Source organism: Stenotrophomonas sp. 82F1 (assembly GCF_056861525.1).
Map to the genome: position 1 here is coordinate 20446 of NZ_JBSPUD010000026.1, position 20447 is coordinate 40892.

Sequence of the window (20447 nt, forward strand, 5' to 3'; positions counted from 1 at the left end):
AAGCATGTTGCTTCCGTGTTGGGATGAAACTGTCGTCCCCCGGATCATCCTCCAAGTAATAGAACTGGCCGCTTGCGAGCCAGTTCTTCGTCAAAGAAATCCCGGAAGGAGATCACGTTCGTGTCGTGATAGTAGAGGGACTCATTGGTCTTCATCTTCAACGACTCCGGCACCACCAGCGTGATCTCTGCCTTTCGTAGATCTGCAAGCGCTTCCTTCGAAACCCGGTCATCCACCGTAGCCAGAAAGATTGCACAATTGAAGCGTTCGTGGGTGATCTGCTTCCATCGCTCGCGTAGAGTCGTCTTGGCCGAAAGAATGGCTGCGTCTTCATATCGCCGCTGCGTGTCCAGGGCTACCGTCGCCTGATCAGGAAGGACGAAGTCCGGCCGTCGCTGGCCAAGAATTGCCTGCGCCTCGAACCTCACTCCCCCCTCCTTCAACATGGCGGCCAGATGGGTCTCAAATGACTTTCCAGCTCGGCTCTTCCGCTGTTGGCTCGCAGAGAGAAATATCGAGTTCAAGGACGCGAAACCGCGTACAGCTGCAGTCGCAGACCGATCATGCTGGGCTAGAACTTTGGCGACTTCTACTGCCCTCATGCGGAGCTCATGTCGGCGGTAGATTGAAAACTCGATGTCCCTGCTTACGCGCATGAGAGCGTCGCCAGGCTTTTTGATATCCCATGGGTTGAACGTCTTCGACCTCACAGATCTGAGGAAATCCAACCGCGCCTCATCCGCAAGCACAAGCGAATCAGGAAGCTTCGAGTACTTCGCAACGAGCGTCTCGACGGTGCCAGTCCTGATCGCGGCATCGATCTCGCTGATCAGTTCCGCAGCTTCGTCCGACTCGATGGCCGAGGCGCGTTTGAACTTCGATGGATCGAAAAGATCGAAGTGGAAGTTCGCTTGGATGTCGAGGCGACTCTCAAGCATTTCCGCTTCCGTAGATGCTGAGTCGATCACCATGAACCAGTGATGCGCATCCCCTTCAGGCTCTTCAAGCGTCCCGCCCAGAAGCCATGATGCGGGATTGAGGCCAGCAAAAAGCTCTGCGGGAATCCTCGTGAAGTGGCACTCAGAGCCCTTGTTGCTGTAGTACTTGATACCTGAGTCGCTCCTGACCTCACCGGTTTGAGGCCAGAAGGATGGACAGTCAGCTTCCAGGATATGCGGGATGTCTTCCCGGGCATGAAGCTTCGGAAAAAATTCAGACTCGCGTACGGCGCGGGGCACATAGAAGCCATACTGATGGCCGCCACCCTCATTAGCCCACGATGCATCATTACGCGAGAGTTTTTTCAGAAACAGCTTGCCGCTGCGGCCGACAAAGGACTCCATCAGCGACCACTGGTCTGAGCTCTGCTCCAGAAAATCCATGTCCACGTTAGTTCTTCCTCAATGAGCTGTTTGTCGTAGGGTCCCGGCCAAGTGATCTAGGAATGAAGCCTGCTCAAGGGCGGTCTTGCCGCGCAGGGAGCACTCCCATACGGTCAGCACCCGCCAGCCCAGGGCTTCAAGCTCGGCGGTAACGCGCAGATCCCGGATCCTGTTCTTGCCAATCTTATCTGCCCAGAACTCCGGGCGCGTATTCGGCAGTCGGTATAGCGGACAATCATGCCCATGCCAGAAGCACCCGTGGACGAACACCACGGTCCGATACTTAGGCAGCACGATGTCTGGTCTGCCAGGCAGCTTTGCACCACCCAGTCGATACCTCAGCCCTCGAGCATGGAGGCCCTTGCGGACAAGGACCTCCAGCTTGGTGTTCGAACCACGGATCCGCGACATCTGCGCGGACCGCTGCTCCGGGGTGAGGCTGTCGACCAAGGTCAGGCCTTGGCCTTCTTCTTAGCCGGCTTTGCCGGCTCCGAATCAGACTTCTGGGGCAGGTGAGGAACCATGATGCGGGCGACTTCAGCGATCACCGGCACAACCACTGAGTTTCCGAACTGCTTGTAGGCACGGGTATCGGAAACTGGAATGCGGAAGTTGTCATCAAAGCCCATCAGACGGGCGCACTCGCGCGGCGTCAGTCGGCGCGGATTCTTCTTCGGGCCTTGGGAAATGAGGATCTCCGAACCATCCTTGTAGTAGCGCGCGGAGAGCGTACGGCAGGTGCTTTCAGGGGTCACTAGGCCGAAGCCGAAACCGTTGCCCTTGTCCCGGTGCTTGGTCGCATAGTTCTGCAGGTACTCCCAGAGCTTGTCCGACAGCGTGTACTTGTCCAGTACCTTGCCCTTTGCACCACCGATGTAGGGCTGATCCTCCCCCTCACTGCCATCCTGCTTGTGCAGAACGGAGGCCATGCGGGGCGAAATACCAAAGTCAGGCAGTTCGAGGTCGTCGAAATTGAATGCGGTCTCTTCGCGGAAGCCTACGATGATGATTCGCTCGCGATGCTGAGGGCCGAAGTGCTTGCCGTTGATGACCTTGGCTTGCACGTGGTAGCCCAGCTCGTTCTTCAGCACGTCCATGATTGTTGAGAACGTACGGCCCTTGTCGTGGCTCATCAGGTTCTTCACGTTTTCCAGAAGGAAAGCGCGTGGACGCTTGGCGTCGATGATGCGGGCCACGTCGAAGAACAGCGTGCCCTGGGTCTTGTCGGAGAAGCCGTGCGGACGTCCAAGGGAGTTCTTCTTGGATACACCGGCAATGGAGAAGGGCTGGCAAGGGAAGCCAGCCAGCAGCACATCGTGGTCCGGAACGTCGTTCTCCTGGACCTTAGTGATGTCCGATGCGAAGACGTGATCGGGGCCATCATGGAAGTTGGCCTTGTATGTCTTTACAGCGTACGGATCCCATTCGCTGGTGAATACACAGCGGCCGCCCTGCTTCTCGAAAGCAGTACGGATGCCACCGATGCCGGCGAACAGATCGATGAATCGGAACTGGCCCTCGCCAGACGGTGGCTCACCGAAGGGCAGAAGGCGTTGGCGGATCGCATCGGCGATGTAGGGCTTGGGTTCGGTCTCGCGCAGCTGCCAGCGGCGGACCGTCTTCGGATCAACTCCCAATGCCTGGGCGACCTCCTTGGGGCTGAAGCGTTGGAGGGAGAGGTCGATCAGTTCGTACGCGTTCATGGGCGCTCCGGGAATTCGGGGGACAGTATGTCCAATTTCTTCCCGTGGGTGAAGTGGGGCAATCAGGGCTTGCCTCGGCACGCTGTCGGGGCAACGCCTCTAGAGAAGGGGGTGGGGCTCGTCGGTCCAGTCCGAAACGCATGGCGGCTTGAGAAGCCGGGGGCATCTTCCACCGGGTCGATCTCAAAAGCTGAGACCCATCATTTCCGAGGAGCGGTCGGTGCTACTTGGGCCAACTCTGCCAACCACCCGCCCGATGCCTGCTCAAGCTTCTGGCCCGACAGGAGCTTCAGGATCTCTGGTGAGATCTTCTGACCCTCCTCACCATAAGTGCCAAGTCTGGAAAAGATCGATACCGGCAGCTCCCGGAATCCAACGGTTCCAGTCCCAGTGATGGTCGTGTGCTTGGCGGATTTTCGCAGGGGTTTCCGTTCGATCAGATCGATCTTCTGGCGTGTCATCTCAACCCCAATGACGGCAGCACGCTCGCGCAACTGCCTGTTGTTGAAGAGATACATGGGCTTGACCGTGATGTCGCGGACGGGTTTGACAATGATCATGTGCGCAGGCCTCAGGCCGGCATCGGACATGAACCTCATCATGCGCAACTCGCCATCGTTCAACCCGAAGTTGTCGCCTGACCCCATAGGGAACTTATGCTTGAGTTCGAGCATCCAGAGTTCCTCACGGAATAGACAGATCCTGTCCAGGTTCCACGTGCCGATGAAGAATGGCTGCAGCAGGAAATTCACAAGGAGCCGCGGAATCACCAGCTGCGTCCAGATCTGCTCAGTGCTGAGCGCCTCGGCAAGGAATCCCCAGATGGCTGTGTTCTGGCGCACCTCATTCTTGACATCTGGTGCGACGGCTTGGTACCTCCGCTTTCGTCCGATATCCCGAACCAGATCCGCCAGAGGCCGTCTTGGCGTCAAGTGCTTCGAATCCCATAGACTGGCATGGAAATCATCGTTGATCAGCTCAAGGTGGTACACGGTGAACACCTTTGCGAGAGCGTCAAGGTAACGTCGTTGTCCCGGCTGAGTGCCCCGGAGCCACACGAAAGCGACTGGAGGAGATCCGGCCGTGGGGGATTTAACAACGAACGTTTCCAGGTCCAGAAGCTGCAGATCACCATTCGATTCACTCGCCGCGTGTTCGAGCATTTGATCGAAGGCGCGTTCAACGACCATGCCCTCGAGAACCTGATGTTTGTCCCACTTCAAAATCTCGTGTGCCAGATCGCGATCAGTGCGATCAAGCGAACTGACGGTTCCCCAAGGAGTTTCGTCCATCATGCTTCGACGTACCTGTCATTTTTCGACAGGATAGCGCCAGAAGCTGTCGCATACGGCACTTAGCCCGATCTAAAGGGTTCACCCCCGTTTTCACGGCCACTTACAAGAAGGCCGATCCAAGCCATAAGGAGTGTTCATGTCAAAGCGTAGGAAGTTCAGTGCCGAGTTCAAGCGCGTTGCGGTTGAGCAGGTGAGCCAGCCCGGTGTCACCTGCGCCCAGGTGGCCCGGGAGATCACCAATCCCATCAACATGAGCGTGGTGGTGATAACTACGGGCGGCACCCTCATGGGCAGCGCTGCGGCAGCACCGCCGCAGCGCACCAGACCCGCAGCGTAGTAGGCACTACCCGCGCACCTGCAGGCACGCACTGGCCTGCGCCGTTAGCGCCACACAAGCCATCTTCAACCCCTCCATCACCCGATCCCCCAGGTACTCCTCGGGTGCGCCATTCTGCCGCGTGCGCTCCGCAGCCAACATCAACTCCGCCACCACGCGCAGCCCAGCCAGCGCGCAATCCGCATCCGCCAACTGAAGGCACCGCCCAGGCAGTTGATGCCGCTCCGGCCAAGGCTGGCCGTCCGCAGCCGCACCGGTGCCGATGCGACGCAGCGTGGCAACGAAGGTGTTGGGATCGGCAGACGGTTCGCGCTCGGCTTCGGCGTTGTCCGGATCGTACTGCGCGTGCAGGGAACGGAAGTCCGATGTGTTCATGGCAATGCTCCGTACAGGACAGATAGCAGCGCCACCGATAAAGGCGGCGGACGATGCGTGGCTCGAAAACCGGTGAATACCCAAGCCGGCGGGTCCGAAGACCCCCACGCACCGCCCGCCATGGAACGCGAACGGATTGCCAGCCGGCGCCATCCGAAGATGGCGCCGACTGGCAAGCGCAAAGCACTGGGTATTCAGACGGGTTTTCGAGTCCCGCGCCACCCTTTTCCGGTGGCACGCCAAGAGATACCCGCACAGATGCCAAATGCCAAGAAACTGCAGAACTGACGATCGCCAGTCCTGACGCTTTCGGGATTGTCGCACACGGTGTTAAGCCGGCACGCGATTGCGCCGCAACGGTCTTGAAGGGCTTGGCGCTATTGGCCCCAAGCGCAGGATGCCCACAGCCAGGCCCATGGCGTAGGACCAATTGCGACAGATTGGAGCAGCGGTTCAGCCGGGCGGCGCCTCGGCCGTGGGCACGAAGCTCAAGCGCACCCGAACCCGCGCATGCCGCGCGACGCCCTCAAGCACGACCGGTTCGAAGCGCCACTGGTCCACTGCGGTAAAGGCTGCACGATCAATCTCCCGCAGTCCGCTGGACCGCGCCACCATCACGTTGGAAACGTGGCCCAGCTCATCCAGTTGAGCAACCAACAGCACCTCCATGGGAACCTGCAGCACGGTATCGGGCGGCGTGGCAGGGGCCGTGGAATACACAACCGCAGGCGCCTGTTGCAGCTCGAAGGTGGGGTTGTCACCGCGCTCTACGACCACTTCGGTGGAAACCTGCGGGTCTGCCGCCATGGTCATGGCAGGTGTAGCGCCCAGCAGCATCAGAACGAGCTTCAGTGCCAGGGCGGCGTTCAAACGGGGCATGCGTGGTTTCCATTCTGGTACGCTGCCAGCATAGCGGCCATCCCCTGGCATCGCTTGCCTTGAATGCCGGCGTGCCGGACGGCTGCGCGGATCACACAGGCACGCCCGGTCGTGGGCACAGCGCATCGTCACGTTCCAGGTCGTAGTCGCCGCCGAAGGCGAGCGCTGCGTCGCGTGGTGGAAGGTCTGCGTAGCTGCGCAGCAGGTACTCATCCATGCCGGCATCGCTATGGTCGATGGCGAACAGGTGGAGGAGCTCTTTGTCGAAGGCTTCCAGCCATGTGGGGTCGATCTTGGCCATGGTCATCCTCCAGTGGGGAGCTGAGTTTGGCCGCGGTAGATCTCACAGGATGGGATAGGAGCTCGACAATCACTTGATTTCATTCTGGTCCGATTGCCAGCCCGGGCAGGTCGGGGTAGAAAAGCTACGGCTTATCCAGGTGAGCATTCACCAATCATCTGCACATGGGCTGGGAACATCAGGAAAACTACGCTCCAGTGTCGGAGCGAGAGTGAGAGGGAAGCAGCGCATGGATCCGATTTCAACCCGCCATCCTCGAAAAAGGGAGTTCTTTCTCCTTGAGCCAGGGGCGATAAGCGGCCCTGCCTGCGGGGTCGTCTTCGAGAATCTGGATCGCCTGCTGTCTCCCCCTCGCATGATCTTGCTGCCGGAGGAAGGCGGCGTCCCCTCGCTTCGCGAGCCGCCGCGCCTGATACTTAGATTGAGCGAAGGACCGCCGCCTGGGGATCTGGAGTCGGGGTTCTGCGGCTACTGGCTGGTCTCTGAGCGGCTGCATGACGTGATGGTTTCCGTCGATCCCCACGCCTTCGCCTTTGCGGAAGTCGACTATCGTCTGGAAGATCGGAGCCAAGGTGATCGCCGCTTCCTGTGCAGTGTGGTCCAGGTCATTGACGCGTTGGACGAAGGTGCCTCCAAGCTCCTCATCGACACCACGGAGGAATTCATCAACGGGAAGTTCTACGACTTGGGCGGCGGTGCGAGTGTGACGTTCGACCGGGAGAGGCTGGGGCAGGCTCACGTCTTCAGGACTCCATTCTCCGGCTCTGTGTTCTGTGACCGCGTGTTTAGGGACGCAGTGGCTGCAGCCGGGATAGACACTGACAGCGATGCCGACGGCGTGTGGTTGACGGATGCGGCGGATCTTTAGGGTGTGGCCCCTGCCGGCAGAGAATCCATGAGTGGCTGGCCTTCACATAACTGACAGCCGATGCCTTCCCGAAACCCGGCTATGTCTCTACGTTGGAGTGCGAACATCTGGATGAGAGGAAAAAGCATGGAACCGTCGAAGCCGCCCCATTCTGTGCCTGGCGAATTCTTCCTCCTGATGCCTGATACCACGCGCGGGGGAAAGGGGCACGGCGTTGTGTTCGAGAACGCGAAGCGGCTGCGCATCCCGCCTCGCCTGATCCTGCGGCCAGAAGAAGGGGGATTTCCGCCCATGGCGGAGAAGCCGCTGCTGGTGTACTCAGCAAAGAAGGGGAGCCTCCCAGAGAATCTGGAGGGGGGGCTGAGCGGCTACTGGATGGTCTCCGAGCGATTACGCGACGCTCTTGTCTCTGTGGATCCGGCTGGCTTTGAGTTTGTAGAGTGTGACTACCGCACTGCCGATGGATCCAAGGGGCCGCGGTACTTCCTGTGCGATGTAACCCGTGAGCTCGATGCGGTGGACGAAGAAGCCTCGAAACTTCGGATCATCACTGACGCAGGCTATCGAGGTGGGAAGTTCTACGATCTCAGGGGCGGAGCAAGTCTGGCGTTCCGCAAGCAGGTCATTGGTCGAGCCAGAATATTCCGGACGCCTTACTCGGGAAACCTCGTCTTCTGCGACAGAGAGCTCCGCGACGCTGTGTGGAACGCTGGAATCGGTGGGCCGCGTGCATCGCGAGGCCTCTGGTTCACTGACGCGGCCAGCATCTAAGTCAGAGTTCTAATGGCCGGACTTTTGGCCGCCCTCCAGATTCGCTTCAATTGCTCATGAGCGACTTCGATTCACATCAAAACGTGGGATGACAAGCATGGGATCGAACTTCAACAATCAGCCGCGCGAGAGGGCATGGCGTTGAGATCGAGAATGAGGACGCACTGCTGACGCCTCCCAGGCTGATCATCCGCCCCGAAGAAGGCGGTTTTCCTCATCTGGCGCAGAGGCCGCGTCTGGTTCTCGACCCAAAGCTGGGGGATCCACCGCAGGACCTCGAAGGAGGAATGAGCGGCTACTGGTTGGTATCGGGGCGCCTCAAGAAGGCCTTCACTGAAATCGATTCCGATGCCTTTGAGTTCGTGGAGTGTGATTGCCGGCTTCCGGACGGCACAGAGGGCCCAACGTACTACCTGCGCGAGGTTGCTCGCGAACTGGATGCCGTCGACGAGGAAGCATCGAAGTTCTGGGTCAACGTTGATGGGGGCTATCCTGGCGGAAAATTCTATGACCTTCGTGGCGGAGCAAGCTTGGCGTTCAAGAGGGAAGTAGTCGGGGACAGTCATGTCTTCCGAAGCCCGTACTCCGGTGATCTTGTCTTCTGCGATCGCATGTTCCGGGATGCCATACGGGGTGCGGGAATCGGAAGTGACAGGGAAACGCGCGGTCTGAGGTTCAAGGACGCATTCAGAATATGAGCCAATTTCACACAGCTCGCTGTCAGATCCAGATCTGATCGATGTAAGCTATCTCACAGATCGTATTGCAAGAAACCCAAAGGAAAACGACGATGGAATCGACGGCAATCAATGGGCCTGAATCGAGAAGATTCTTCTTGTTTGCGCCGGACCTTGAAAGCAATCGTCCGTTCAGAGGGGCGGTCTTCGAGAACGTTCAGGCGCTGCTGTCGCCACCGCGGATAATCCTTAGGCCAGAGAACGGTGGATTTCCCGAGCTCCGGGAGATGCCCCGAATTGTGTTCGATGCTTCTCAGGGGCCTGCGCCGCGGGATCTGGAGGGTGGCTTCAGCGGGTACTGGCTGGTTTCGGAGCGACTCCAGCGCGTAATGAACGCCTTGGATCCAGGCGCCTTCGCATTCGCCGAATGTGATGTTCGCTTTGCAGATGGCGCGCAGGGGCCACGCCACTTTTTGTGCGACGTAGTGAGAGAGCTGGATGCGGTGGACGAGGATCGTTCGCGGCTGGATATTGAGATTGACGATGACTTCGTCAATGGCAAGTTCTACTCGATTGCAGGCGGTGCCAGCTTGGCCTTCAAGAACGATGCACTGGCAGGAGCACATGTCTTCCTCACGCCATTCAGTACGTTCGTGATCGCTGATCGTCAGTTCGTGGATGCTGTGCATGCGGCGGGAGTGCCAGTTGATCCGGAGTCGAGTGGAATATCTTTCATTGATGCATCAGATATCTGATTAAGCATGGCTGCACGGAAGGAGCCTCCAGATGCCTCGAGTCGTTCCCAGTTTTCAGCAGCATCACGCCATCGAGCAACAGACTCTTGGCAATAGTCGCTTGCTCAAGGCTCTGGCTGATGCGGGTCACTTCAACATCGATGCCGATCAGAACCTGATCAATATGCCCCACGACAAGGCGCTCGCGCAGGCCTTAGGGGTGTCACCTCACAGCGGCGGACCGATTCGTGAGTATCGAATCGGATTGGAGGCCAATCTTGCCCGCCTCGAGCAAAGCCGGGATGGCCGAGCAGCGCTGGACGGTGACCCAGAGGCAATGGATCGCATCGCTGCCAAAGTTCATCGGTTGAGCGACATTTCACAGGTCGGCCTGGTCAACGGAGATCTGCGGACGAACACTGCTGTAGGGCAGAGCACCGATCAGGCACGTGCCCAGACGAGGGAGTTCTACAGGAGGCCCGAGGAATACGCCCTGCAGCACTCTGGACAGCTGGAACAACACCAGCAGTCTTCCGTTCTTTCCAGGCAATGGAGCGTCGTCACACCCAGCGAGAACCGCGTTGTATACACGCTCCAGCACTTTCAAGGATCCGGACAGCCGCTGATACGTGGCGGCAACATCGAGCTGCAGCGCAATGGACTGTCGAATGCCATCGCTGATGCCCATCATACCGGGCGTCTCCAAATGTCTCCGGGCGGCGTTCTTGTAGTCGAATCTGTTCTTGGTGAAGAGGTCGCGTCACGCCTTCGTGCTCCGGTCGGGCAACGTGGCGGAGTTACCTTGGACCTCCTCCTCGGCGAAGCCTCCGCCAGCCAACTGATCCGCTCCGGCGGCCTGCTCGCCTCCGGCGCCGACGCCGTCATCACCGCCCGCCGCACCTCGCAGCTGCTGGAAGAAGGCAACGGCACCGCCGCCCAGTCCGAGCTTACCCACGCCCTGGCGCGCAACGGCGGTGGCTGGATCGGCGGCATGGCCACCGCATCGGTGATTGGCACCTCCAGTTTCGTCCCTGCGGCCCTCGTCGCGGGCGATGCGCTGCTGATGAGCAAGGCCTTCGACAAGGGCGCCGATCTGCTCGACAACCGCGCCGTCTACCGGCAGACCGACAAGGCCGACGTTACCTGGCAGTTCAATGGCCTTAACTGGCAGCGCCAGGCGACCATGGACAGCGCGGGCGATGGCCTGGGCAATCCTGCCGAGCGCAGCGTGGGCGCCAGCTACGAGAAGGCCCGCGAGCTGGGCGCGTATTCCAATGTAAAAGCGGTGGAGCTGGCACTGGGCAAGGCGCCGCCGCCGCAGGACCCCTTCAGCATTCCGGCACGGGAGGGCGAGGGCCGTCTGGACAATCCCAACTGGCACCGTGATGCGCAGACCGAACAGTGGACGCGACAGGTCAAGGTGGGCGTATCCGGTGCCAACGACCGGGGTGTTTACGAGACGCAGACCGCCAGCCCCGAGCGCGCCATCGAGCTGAATCGCGAGGCGGTGCAACGCATCGAGAACAACATTGCCAACGGCAGGGCCGCCATCGCCGCCAGCTACCTGGAGACGCGCGCCGCCACCCGCGCCAGCGACTTCGTACCGCTGGTGCCCGAAGTGGTGGAACAGGCCCGCGCCAGGAGCGACGCCGTTCTTGGCTCGGACAACCAGCTCTACCAACGCGATGAGGCGGGGCAGTGGACGCATGCCGGCCAAGCAGCGACAGGCAACATCGCGCTGGAGCTGGAACTGACCCGCACGATCCAGCAACCATCGCTCGAGCGGTTCAACGAGACCATCGCTGCGTTGGAGGCGCGGCCGCTGCCTTCTGCTGCGGAGATGAACCAGAACGAGCTGCGACACAGCTACTACGCTGCGGGCATCGCGCTTACCCCCGTGTGGGAGCAGGCGATCGAACTGGCCACCACGCGCACGCGCGAGCAGCACGGCATCACCGGCCCGACGATGCAGGAGCTCGGGCCGGCGGTTGCAGGCGACGCAGGCGAATCAAGGCCCATCACCCATTACCAGGTGGGGCAGGATGGGGTGGCGCGGGCGGTGGCGACCACCACGACAGTAGAGCTGCAGGCGGCGTGGAGCGAGGTTCGTGCACGCGCTGCCGAACAGGCGCCCGTGCCGGAATCGCCTGAGTTGCGCATCGCGGTCCTGTCGCCCCGCGAGCGGGAGGCGTACCAGCAGGCCCTGCAGGAAGCCAACCGCCAAGGTGCCGCGACGGTGGATGCCGGGCAGGTGGCACGTGCGGCCGCTCAGCATGTCCAGAACGACGCATCTGCGCCCTCCGACGCCCGTGAGGCGGTGGCCGATGCACAACGCGAGGAAGCGCTGCATCGCCCGCCCGCAGCGACGGAGCCGGTGGCCGCAACGCCACCGCCGGTGGTAGTGCCGGCATTAATCCCTGAACCTGAAACACCTGAGCGCGTGCGGCATGCCGAGCAGCGTGAACAGCCGCCGCGACGCGAGCCAGAGGTAAATACGCCGCCGCGCGAGCCGGAGCCCCGCGTGGCGGACGTTCCACTGCCGGCGCAGACCGCCACTTCTGCGGTGACGCCAGCGGTGGCCGCTGAGCCCCTCAAGCAGGAACTGCCAGGGCAGGGGGCTTCGCACGAGGCAGTAGTGGACGCCACCCCGACCCGTGAGGCGGAGCCGCTCACCGCTACGCACGTTTCCGAACAGGCTGTCGAAATCCCAGACGTTTCGTCGCTCAACAGCGCAATACAGCCATTGGAGCAGAGGCCCGAGCCAGTGCCGGAACAGGCGCCACTGGTCGCAGAGCACTCATCGCCCGCCCAGCCGGTCGAACTGAGGACGCCGAAGCCTGAAGCGCAAATGCAGTCACCTGCTGCGCACGCCACCCCTCAGGCGGAGTCCGAGCGGCCGGACCTGGTGCTGCAGGAGAGCAAACTCGAATCATCCATCGAGCCGGTGGCAGAACCCGCGCGGTACCAGGCCGACATCTCGGTGCCCGATGTCGATGACGCGCTGCCCCCGCGTGACCCGCGGAGCGACCCGACCCTGCCGGGCCATCCGGATCACGCGCTGTACCAGCAGATACGGGAGGGCGTGGAAGCGCTGGATGCCCGCCACGGGCGTAGCTTCGACGAAGTGAGCGAACGGGTGACCGCCAGCCTGCTGGTGCTGGCCAAGGACAACGACCTGGTGCGTGTGGATCATGTTCTGGTGAGCAATGCGACCAGGGAGCTTCCGGCAGGACACACGCTGTTCGTTGTGCAGGGAGAGCCGAGTGATCCGGCGCATCATCGTGCGGCAATGCCTACCGAACTGGCTGCGCAGACATCGGTGGAAGACTCGATGCAGCAGTTCGACGCAGTCAGTCGCGAGGCGCAACAACGTGCCATTGCCAACCAGATGGAACAGCAACTAGAGGATCAGCGCGTGCAGCAGGATATCCAGATTCGTGCGGCCAGTATGGGGTGACACTTGCTGGCGGCAGCCGCACAACCTCATAAGGATGGAAGTGATGAACTACCGAGGAGTACAGCCATTGCGGTTCCTTCTCTGCTTGGTTGCACTGCAACTGGTCGCATGTCAGCCCAATACCGATCGCCCTGCGCCGGTCGCAGCACAAGCCGCTCGTGAAGATCTGGTGCCGCTGGTGCGGCCCCTGCCCACCGTGCCGGCGGATGCTCCCTTGGTGGTGGAATTCGACCTGGAGCCACCACCGAGCAATGCGTCACCCACTCTGTTCATCGGCATTCGTGTCAATCGAACGTTGGACGAGCAAGCGGCGACGGCCCTTCGCAGTGCGGGCAGGGATGGCCTGCAGGCCGCAGTGGTCATGAAGCGCCTGCAGGCGAATGGTGCCGTGGGCGTGCCGCTGCAGCAGGTGCAGATGCTCCCCGGTGGCGGCGGCAGCTATGAGCCCCTTGCTTCCGATGACCGTGTTTCCGGCGGATGGGTGGCCAACGCGGACACCTTGTCGCTGGAGGCTGCGGGACTTGAGACCCGTGGCGAGCAGTACGCGCAACTGGCGCTTGCTGCGGCGCGCGATCTGTCGCCTGGCCGTTATCAGGTCAGCGTGCGGCTGCTTGCACCGCTGCCGGAATTGCAGCCGTATCGACCGGAACTGTTGGTGGCGTACTCACGCAGGCCAAAATAGGCACGAAAACATCAAGACGTTCGCGGCCCAGTCGGCGCTCCTCCGCCTGCCTCGACGCAGCGCGGAGGAGTGAGCGGCTCAGATCTCAGCCATGGGGTGCTGCGTTCGCGGCAGCTCCGGCGGGCGGCTGCCATGGTTCATCACCTCGCGTACCTGGTGTTCCTGTGCGTAGAACTGGTTGGCGCAGTCCTGCGCTTCGCGCGCGTAGTCCTGCATCACGCCCATCACTGCATTGCTGGCATCGTGTTGCAGATCCACCGCGGTCAGATGCCGCATGCCGCCATGCATGAACGCCACGGAGGTCACCTGGGCCACGCATACCTCCACCCGGGTTGGTCCGAAGCGCACCGCGCCTTCGGCCAGCGTACCGTTGCCCGCGTACGCATTGCCCGCCACCCGCTGGCCGCGATGATAGGTGCCGACGTAGCGGATGCGGTACAGCGTGGACTGGAAATCGACCCGGTTCCATAGTTTGTGGGCGGAGGCCATCGCGAACTGCGCCGAAGAGATGAAGGCCAGCGCTACCAGGCCCACCATCGCATTGCCGCTGCTGCGTGCGTACACGAAGGCCAGAACCACGCCGACGACGCCCAGCAGCAGGCCGAACAGTCCCAATGCCAGCAGCGGCTGCTGACTGGGCGACTGCCACGCGGCACGGAATGCCTCGACCAGCCCTGATGCGCTCTGGTCGGCACGCACGGTCGGCTCTTCTTCCACCAGCAACTCGCCATCGAAACTGTCCTTGCTGACGTTGTGCTCGTGCACATAGCGATGATGCGGTTGCGGAATGCGACTGGAGACGCGCTGCAGAAGGCCACCGCTCAGGTCGGCCATCTGCATTTTCTCGTCCACGATGTGCCGCGCCGCCGAGGCGCTGTAGCTACCGGTCTGCGAGATCAGTGCCACGGTGAACAAGGCGCTGGCAATGAGCCCGCTGCCAAGCACGGCCAGAGTGGGCAGCACGACGGTGGAAACGGCAAACGGTGGGACGGGGACCTGCACCGGCGAGAGCGTGATGGCCAGCGGGCCGGCAATGGAGATCAGCAGCAATGTGACGATGGCCGGCCAGCGGGGCGCCGGCACGGGGCTGTTGGCCGCACCCATCGCACCCTTGCGGATCGCCGAGAGCGTGGCGAAGGGCCGCAGCACCATCACCGAGACCAGGAAGTAGAAGCCGGCCATCCACGCGAAGGCGGCTGGCTGAGCGAACACCCACGCCAGGCCGAAGCTGACCAGCAGCGCGGCCAGGTAGATTGCCCGCTGCAACTGCACCTCGGCATGCCAGCGGATGGTGGGCGGTGCGTTGATCAGGTGCGGCACCAGACCGTAGAACATGGACAGCAGCGCGCCCTCGGGACGCTGGCCCACCGGAATACCGTTGTTGATGACATTGAGCAGGTAATGCCGGTGGTGGGTTTCGTCACCCGGCAGGGCAATGAGACCCGACTCCCCGGGAACCACGGTGAAGCGGAAATAGCGCATGGCCTCGCGGATGTGCACGCCGCCGAACAGCAGCAGCGTAATGCCGGTGGCCATGCGGCCAACGGCACCGATTCCCATGCTGCGAACCTGATCGGCATTGGTAACGCTGAGCAGCAGGATGAGGCCAAACATCAACGCAAATGCACCCAACGCGAGATGCAGCGTGTTTGGCAGTCGCATGGGATTGATGGTGACGGCCTGTGCAGGCGGCGTGCTGTACTCGGTGCTCATCGGAATCTCGAAAGGACGCTCGAACGGCAATAGCGGCCGGTTTCGAGGTTTCTTGAGAGATTCAGAGGTCTGGCAACTTACCGGGGCCAAGACTCAACCCATACTCGGCGCTGGTCCCGTGGTTTCGCGCCATACGAGAAACCTGCATTCGGGCATCTCCGGCGGTGTGGGGGCAATTCAGAACTGGCCGGCTGGCGCGGTGTATAACAGCCTGGGACTGCGTGCTGGCATGTGAGGAACGGATGCAACACCTACTTGGGTTTGTGGAAGGCTCAGCAGCGGTTCGATGCTTGCTTCGATTCCTTTCACATGTCACCTCCTGAAAACCTGATCTCATACACACACGTTCGGAGTCCGGCGCCGTCATCGATGCGGTATGTCAGGAGGCTGGTACTCATGCCTTTATTGTCCGCGTCGATAGGACGCCAGAAATGCCTGATTCCGCCTCTCTGGAACGGCGATTCCCTTAGGCCCCTGTAGCCCAATCGTTCCAAGGCCTGCCCCGCGCTATCCGCATCCCAATAGCAAACGTCGCCAGGAGCTTCGGTTACTGAAGGCTTCCCAAGCTGGTAGAAGACGACCGAATGCCGGGGGTAGTCACGCGGAGATTCAACAGAGAAGTATGAGGCTGTGTAATTGAGGCCTTCTGTTATCACCAGGTCTTTGGCGACGCTCCTGATGCTGACCTTCTCGTCCGGCACCAGCGATACACCGATTGCTGAGCCGAACTTCTCAGGGCTGATGTCAGCTCGCGACTTGAGCGAATCGGCGTAGGCGAGGAGTCTCCTCTGAAGCTCCGACATCGAGATATCGGCGGGGCGGCTCACCGAAGCAGGGGGCCGGGTCTCGTCAACAGGCGTGTCTGATACGGGCGCGCATGCCGAGGATAGAGCGATCAATGCCAATAGCCCGACGGCTACTCCGGCCCGGGCCAGATACGACATAAAACGCAGTCGGAGCGACCGATCCAGTGAGATAGGGGTCGGGCGCAATCGAGGCGAAGCGCCAGAGGTTGGGGTACCCATCCGCAAGTCCATTGCAGCGTTCCAGCCACTATACGGCGGTGCCCCAAACCACTCCAGCCGCGAGCTTTCGGGGTGCTGGTACTGCACGCTGGTTCACACATTCAGCAAACCACCGCCACCCCGGCCCGGGCTCTCCACCTGCCCGCGAACCCACCTATGCGATCATCCGGTCAGGACCGCAGTACCCAACAAGGCTGAGCAGGCATGGAGCAAGCAACACGCTACACGGTAACCCTCTTTCTGGCCGCGCCCGGCACCCCGCTGAACAGCGGCGGCAGCTCACCGCGTGGCCACATGTATTTCCAGACCGCCGCCGGTGAAGAAGTACACAGCTACGGCTTCGCACCGCCGCGCCTGACGCCCGATGAGGCCGCTGCCGGCGTGCAGTACGCCGAGGTCGTACACGATGATGCCGACGAGCACCGCGACCCGTACTACAGCCGCACCCTTGAGATCAGCGAGGAGCACTACGGCTGCCTGCGCGATTTCGCCGAGGAGCCGGCCGAGTTCGGCTTCGACGTCGATCGCCCAGCCACCATCAATCGCTGCAGCGATTTCGTCTGGGCCGCACTGCACTACGCGGGTCTGCATTCGCAGCCGGCACCGCTGGATGGCGGCAGCAATCTGGGCGAGTTCGCGGTGTTGTTCAACCTGCCGGAAATCCAGTGCATTGCCGCACCGTTCCCGTCCAGCGAGCTGAATGGCGAACAGCACCACCCGATGCCCGAGCGCGAGGCCGAGCTGCACCGCGAAGGCGGTCGCACGAGCCACGAGCCGCCGCCCAGCCCGATGGAAGTGGCCGGCACGCTGCTGGACCCCTCGCATCCCGACCACCGGCTGTTCGCGCAGCTGATCCAGAAGGTGGCCGAGCTGGACGCCGCCCACGGCCGCACCTTCGACGACACCAGCCAGCGCATCAGCGCCAGCCTGCTGGTGCTGGCCAAGCAGAACAACCTGTCCCGCGTGGACCACGTGCTGCTCAGCCGGCCGACCAAGAGCAGCCACGAGGCCGAGAGCATCTTCATCGTGCAGGGCGACCGCGATGACCCTGGGCATCGTCGTGCGAGCATCGCTACGGAGGTGGCGGCGCAGACCGATGTGGCTGATTCGCTGCGGTTGAAGGAGCAATGATGCGGGCAGTGCGTGCGGTTGTTGCGTTTGCTGCGTTTGCCTTGATGGCGGGCTGCGGCAGCGCCTCACCGCCAGCTGAAGTGCCGAAGCTGTTGACCCGGGCCGAGGCTGATGCACGCACCGTGGTGCCTTTCACGCGCGGCGTGCGATTGGACAAGGCGGGGCGCATCGTGGATGTGACCTTCGAGGCGCCAAAGCCGGAGCCGCCTGCCAGTCCAACGTTGATTATCGGCCTCAGAAGCGAGGGGAAAGAGCCCGCAGAGGCCCGTGCGGTGACCGACCGCATTCAGCGCGACGGGCTCAGGGCTCGCGTACAGCTGGAGCGGCTGGATACCTCATCGCCCGAACCCATTCCGTTGTGGAGAGTTTCCGACGACGGACGCAGCCAGGTGAAGCTGTCTACGGACATTGTGGGTGAACGGCTATGGGGATCGGATGTTGCAGTGAATACACTGGCCGAAGCGGGACTGTTTTCCCAACGGCTGAGCTACAGCGAACTGCAGTGGGCAAGCGTCGGGCTCGGGGAACGAGGCCGATATCGTCTCCGGATTGATCTGCTGGAGAATCGCCCTGATCTGGAAGGGCTTCAGATGGATTTGATGGTTGGTTACCAACAACTCGGGAAGTAAGCATGCAAAAGGACTCTGCTGAACGAATCACCTTGACGGTCCACCTGGCCGCGCCAGGTACGCCCTTGGTGGCCTTGGAAAATGATGAACGGAAGCAGGTTGGCGTCTCCGATGTCGGTCACATGTTCCTGTCGCTTGATCGAGTGGGCTCCGCGGAGCCGCGGCAGAGCTTTGGCTACACCCGAACGCCAATTCCCGGCAACAACGATCTCGGGAAGGTTGTTGATTACGATCTGCGTATGTATGAAAACCCACGTTATCAACGCACCATCGAGATTACGCAGGAGCAGTACAACAAGATCGTCGAGTTCGCCAAAGATCCCGCGAAGCACGGCTTCGATGCAAAGAACTACAACCTTGCCTCCAACTCCTGCGTGGACTTTGCCTGGGGCGCCTTGAACCACGCCGGTATTCACGGCAATACCATTTTCGGTGAGTTCAAGACGTACGAGGGTACGTTGAAGGTGCTGGACAACATCGGACCGGTGCAGAGCATCCGGCCACAGGTGAAAGGTAGCGAACTGGACCGGGAAGAATGGAAGCCGATGCCCGTGCAGACCAATGCGATACAGCGGTGGTCCACGGACATCAATGATCCCGCCCGTGCAGATGCCTTGGCCTGGACCGGTACGCCGGGCGATCCCAGCCACGCCGACAACCCACGTCTGAATCAGATCCACGAGCGCGTGGTTGCGATGAATGCCTTCGGCGCCCAGAACGGCAACGTCAGCGCCAGCCTTCTCGCACTCTCCAAAGAGCAGCAGTTCGCCCGCGTGGACGACGTGCTGCTCGGCGACCGCCGTAGCGATGCAGCCCCCAATCTCTTCATCGTGCAGGGCGATCGCAACGACCCGGCGCACCAGCGCGCCAGCCTGCCGGCCGACGTAGCCGCGCAGACGCCGGTAGCTGCCTCCTTCGAGCGCATCGAGCAGCTGGCGCAGGCACAGCCGCAGCGTGATGCCCAGCGTCAACAGGAAGAGCAGCAGCAGGCCCAGGCGCACGCCCCACGTATGGTCTAGGCGTTCAGCGCCGAACAGCGCGTCCGCCATGCATCCGCAGGCGGACGCCACGGGCGCCACCTGCTACCATTCCCCCGCTACCCAGCCAGCCCCACCCCGCGCAGACAGATGCAGGGCCGGGCCGTCGAAGAACGGCCCCGCGAGCCAGGACACCCTCCGTGCCCATTGAAGGACGCTCGCATGATCCGCAATTCTCTTTTCCGTTCGGCCGCGCTGGCCGTCGCCGTGTCGCTGAGCCTCGGTGCCCCGACCGCCTTCGCCGCTGAAGCCGCCGCCGCCAGCAGCCCCGCCACCGCCGTGCAGCGCCAGGCCATCGCCCAGGGCCTGTACGAGCTGGCTTACAGCCCCAAGCAGAACGCCGTGTTCGTTGCCTCGTCCGGTGGCTTCGGTGACAACGCCGGCCCGGCCCAGGTGCTGCGCCTGAACCCGACCACGTTGGGCGTGGAAACCCGCATCCCTCTGGAGCGCAAGGCGTTCGGCGTGGTGCTGGATGACGCCCACAACCGCCTGTACGTGGGTAACACCGTGGACCTGTCGGTAACCGTGGTCGACACCGCACAGAACAAGGCCATCGGCACCGTGCAGCTGATGGAGAAGAAGACCGGCAAGGACGGCAAGGCCGCCTACACCCACGACCTGCGCGAACTGGTGGTCGACAGCGCCGCCAACCGCCTGTACGTGACCGGCCACAGCAGCCAGCCCGATGTGAGCAGCGTGCTGTTCGTGATCGATACCAACACCTTGAAGGTGATCAACACCATTCCGGGCCTGGGCAATGCCAAGGCGCCGGGCCTGGCGCTGGATGCCGCCAACAAGCGCGTGTACACCAGCAACCTGCTGGCCGATCTGGTGGTGGTCGGCACCGACTCCAACAAGGTGGAAGCCCAGCACAGGATCGCCGCCGAGCAGCCGATGAACATCGCGCTGGATCCGGCCGGCAAGCGACTGTTCGTGACCGACCAGGGCTCGGAAATGCTGCGTGGTTACCAGGCCAAGAGCAGCGGGCTGGTCAGCAAGCACCCGGGCCAGCGCGTGCTGGTGCTCGACCGCAGCAACGGCAAGGAACTGGCCAGCATCCCGACCGACGCCGGCCCGCTGGGCATCCTGCTGGATGCACCGCGCAAGCGCCTGTACGTGACCAACCGCGAAGCCGGTACGGTGACCGCGTACAACAGCGACAGCTACCAGAAGGTGGCTACCTACGCCGTGCCTACGCACCCGAACAGCCTGGCGCTGGATGCGAAGAACAACGTGCTGTACGTGAGCATCAAGAACGGCGAGAAGGATGCCAAGGGCTCGGAAGAGAGCGTGGCGCGGATCCAGCTGTGATGCGATGACGCTGGGCCACGCCCGGCGTCCTGACGCGTGAAGAAGGCAGGGCGTTTGCCCTGCCTTTTTCTTTGCTCGGTTGCAGTGCCCACCGCCAACCCGCTAGGGTTGAAGCCCATGGCAGGGAGCCAAAGGGCCTG

At 61.9% G+C, this 20447-nt stretch carries 19 protein-coding genes and 1 pseudogene; 11 read left to right on the forward strand and 9 right to left on the reverse strand.

The window, feature by feature from the left end; translation table 11 throughout:
* Window positions 1–44: 44 nt before the first annotated feature.
* From AC13GI_RS19260 to AC13GI_RS19275, 4 genes are all read right to left on the reverse strand, one after another.
* Window positions 45–1382, reverse strand: coding sequence for a type II restriction endonuclease (locus AC13GI_RS19260; RefSeq protein WP_146186941.1), 1338 nt, complete (start codon window positions 1380–1382; stop codon window positions 45–47).
* Between the two features lie 18 nt (window positions 1383–1400).
* Window positions 1401–1832 carry a very short patch repair endonuclease gene (locus AC13GI_RS19265; protein WP_482997063.1) on the reverse strand — a complete coding sequence of 144 codons (432 nt, stop codon included), beginning with the start codon at window positions 1830–1832 and terminating at the stop codon, window positions 1401–1403.
* Between the two features lie 2 nt (window positions 1833–1834).
* Window positions 1835–3085 (reverse strand): DNA (cytosine-5-)-methyltransferase, encoded by a 1251-nt coding sequence (dcm, locus tag AC13GI_RS19270; protein WP_482997064.1) that lies wholly within the window; start codon window positions 3083–3085, stop codon window positions 1835–1837.
* 200 nt (window positions 3086–3285) lie between these two features.
* Entirely contained in the window at window positions 3286–4380 is a 1095-nt protein-coding gene (locus AC13GI_RS19275; protein WP_482997065.1) for a hypothetical protein, read from the reverse strand.
* Between the two features lie 136 nt (window positions 4381–4516).
* On the opposite strand from AC13GI_RS19275, the pseudogene AC13GI_RS19280 reads away from it, so the two are divergent.
* Window positions 4517–4615, forward strand: a pseudogene (locus AC13GI_RS19280) (transposase); the annotation flags it as partial.
* A 108-nt stretch (window positions 4616–4723) separates the two neighbouring features.
* On the opposite strand, the gene AC13GI_RS19285 reads toward AC13GI_RS19280, so the two are convergent.
* From AC13GI_RS19285 to AC13GI_RS19295, 3 genes are all read right to left on the reverse strand, one after another.
* On the reverse strand, window positions 4724–5092 hold the full coding sequence (locus AC13GI_RS19285) for a hypothetical protein (protein WP_482997066.1): 369 nt from the start codon (window positions 5090–5092) through the stop codon (window positions 4724–4726).
* Window positions 5093–5545: 453 nt separating this feature from the next.
* Complete coding sequence (locus AC13GI_RS19290; RefSeq protein WP_482997067.1) at window positions 5546–5971, reverse strand: TonB family protein; 426 nt, start codon at window positions 5969–5971, stop codon at window positions 5546–5548.
* A gap of 91 nt (window positions 5972–6062) precedes the next feature.
* Complete coding sequence (locus AC13GI_RS19295; protein WP_482997068.1) at window positions 6063–6272, reverse strand: hypothetical protein; 210 nt, start codon at window positions 6270–6272, stop codon at window positions 6063–6065.
* A 229-nt stretch (window positions 6273–6501) separates the two neighbouring features.
* Here AC13GI_RS19295 and AC13GI_RS19300 point away from each other — a divergent pair, with 229 nt between their 5' ends.
* The 6 genes from AC13GI_RS19300 (at window position 6502) to AC13GI_RS19325 (ending at window position 13461) form a co-directional block, all read left to right on the forward strand.
* The gene (locus AC13GI_RS19300; protein WP_482997069.1) at window positions 6502–7140 is read left to right on the forward strand and encodes an imm11 family protein; all 639 of its coding nucleotides are present in this window, start codon (window positions 6502–6504) and stop codon (window positions 7138–7140) included.
* 126 nt (window positions 7141–7266) lie between these two features.
* Window positions 7267–7911, forward strand: coding sequence for a DUF1629 domain-containing protein (locus AC13GI_RS19305; protein ID WP_482997070.1), 645 nt, complete (start codon window positions 7267–7269; stop codon window positions 7909–7911).
* Window positions 7912–8027: 116 nt separating this feature from the next.
* The gene (locus tag AC13GI_RS19310) at window positions 8028–8609 is read left to right on the forward strand and encodes an imm11 family protein (RefSeq protein WP_482997102.1); all 582 of its coding nucleotides are present in this window, start codon (window positions 8028–8030) and stop codon (window positions 8607–8609) included.
* Window positions 8610–8701: 92 nt separating this feature from the next.
* Entirely contained in the window at window positions 8702–9343 is a 642-nt protein-coding gene (locus tag AC13GI_RS19315; RefSeq protein ID WP_482997071.1) for a DUF1629 domain-containing protein, read from the forward strand.
* 31 nt (window positions 9344–9374) lie between these two features.
* Window positions 9375–12779 (forward strand): XVIPCD domain-containing protein, encoded by a 3405-nt coding sequence (locus tag AC13GI_RS19320; protein ID WP_482997072.1) that lies wholly within the window; start codon window positions 9375–9377, stop codon window positions 12777–12779.
* Between the two features lie 43 nt (window positions 12780–12822).
* Entirely contained in the window at window positions 12823–13461 is a 639-nt protein-coding gene (locus AC13GI_RS19325; RefSeq protein WP_482997073.1) for a hypothetical protein, read from the forward strand.
* 78 nt (window positions 13462–13539) lie between these two features.
* On the opposite strand, the gene AC13GI_RS19330 is transcribed toward AC13GI_RS19325, so the two are convergent.
* A complete protein-coding gene (locus AC13GI_RS19330) occupies window positions 13540–15174 on the reverse strand; it encodes a hypothetical protein (protein WP_482997074.1) in 1635 nt (544 codons plus the stop codon).
* 305 nt (window positions 15175–15479) lie between these two features.
* Complete coding sequence (locus tag AC13GI_RS19335) at window positions 15480–15977, reverse strand: hypothetical protein (RefSeq protein ID WP_482997075.1); 498 nt, start codon at window positions 15975–15977, stop codon at window positions 15480–15482.
* Window positions 15978–16403: 426 nt separating this feature from the next.
* On the opposite strand from AC13GI_RS19335, the gene AC13GI_RS19340 reads away from it, so the two are divergent.
* The 4 genes from AC13GI_RS19340 (at window position 16404) to AC13GI_RS19355 (ending at window position 20307) form a co-directional block, all read left to right on the forward strand.
* The gene (locus AC13GI_RS19340) at window positions 16404–17330 is read left to right on the forward strand and encodes an XVIPCD domain-containing protein (protein ID WP_482997076.1); all 927 of its coding nucleotides are present in this window, start codon (window positions 16404–16406) and stop codon (window positions 17328–17330) included.
* Window positions 17330–17959, forward strand: coding sequence for a hypothetical protein (locus tag AC13GI_RS19345; RefSeq protein ID WP_482997077.1), 630 nt, complete (start codon window positions 17330–17332; stop codon window positions 17957–17959). Before AC13GI_RS19340 ends, AC13GI_RS19345 begins: the two co-directional genes overlap by 1 nt.
* A 2-nt stretch (window positions 17960–17961) precedes the next feature.
* On the forward strand, window positions 17962–18978 hold the full coding sequence (locus AC13GI_RS19350; protein WP_482997078.1) for an XVIPCD domain-containing protein: 1017 nt from the start codon (window positions 17962–17964) through the stop codon (window positions 18976–18978).
* A 180-nt stretch (window positions 18979–19158) separates the two neighbouring features.
* On the forward strand, window positions 19159–20307 hold the full coding sequence (locus tag AC13GI_RS19355) for a YncE family protein (RefSeq protein WP_482997079.1): 1149 nt from the start codon (window positions 19159–19161) through the stop codon (window positions 20305–20307).
* Window positions 20308–20447 lie beyond the last annotated feature (140 nt).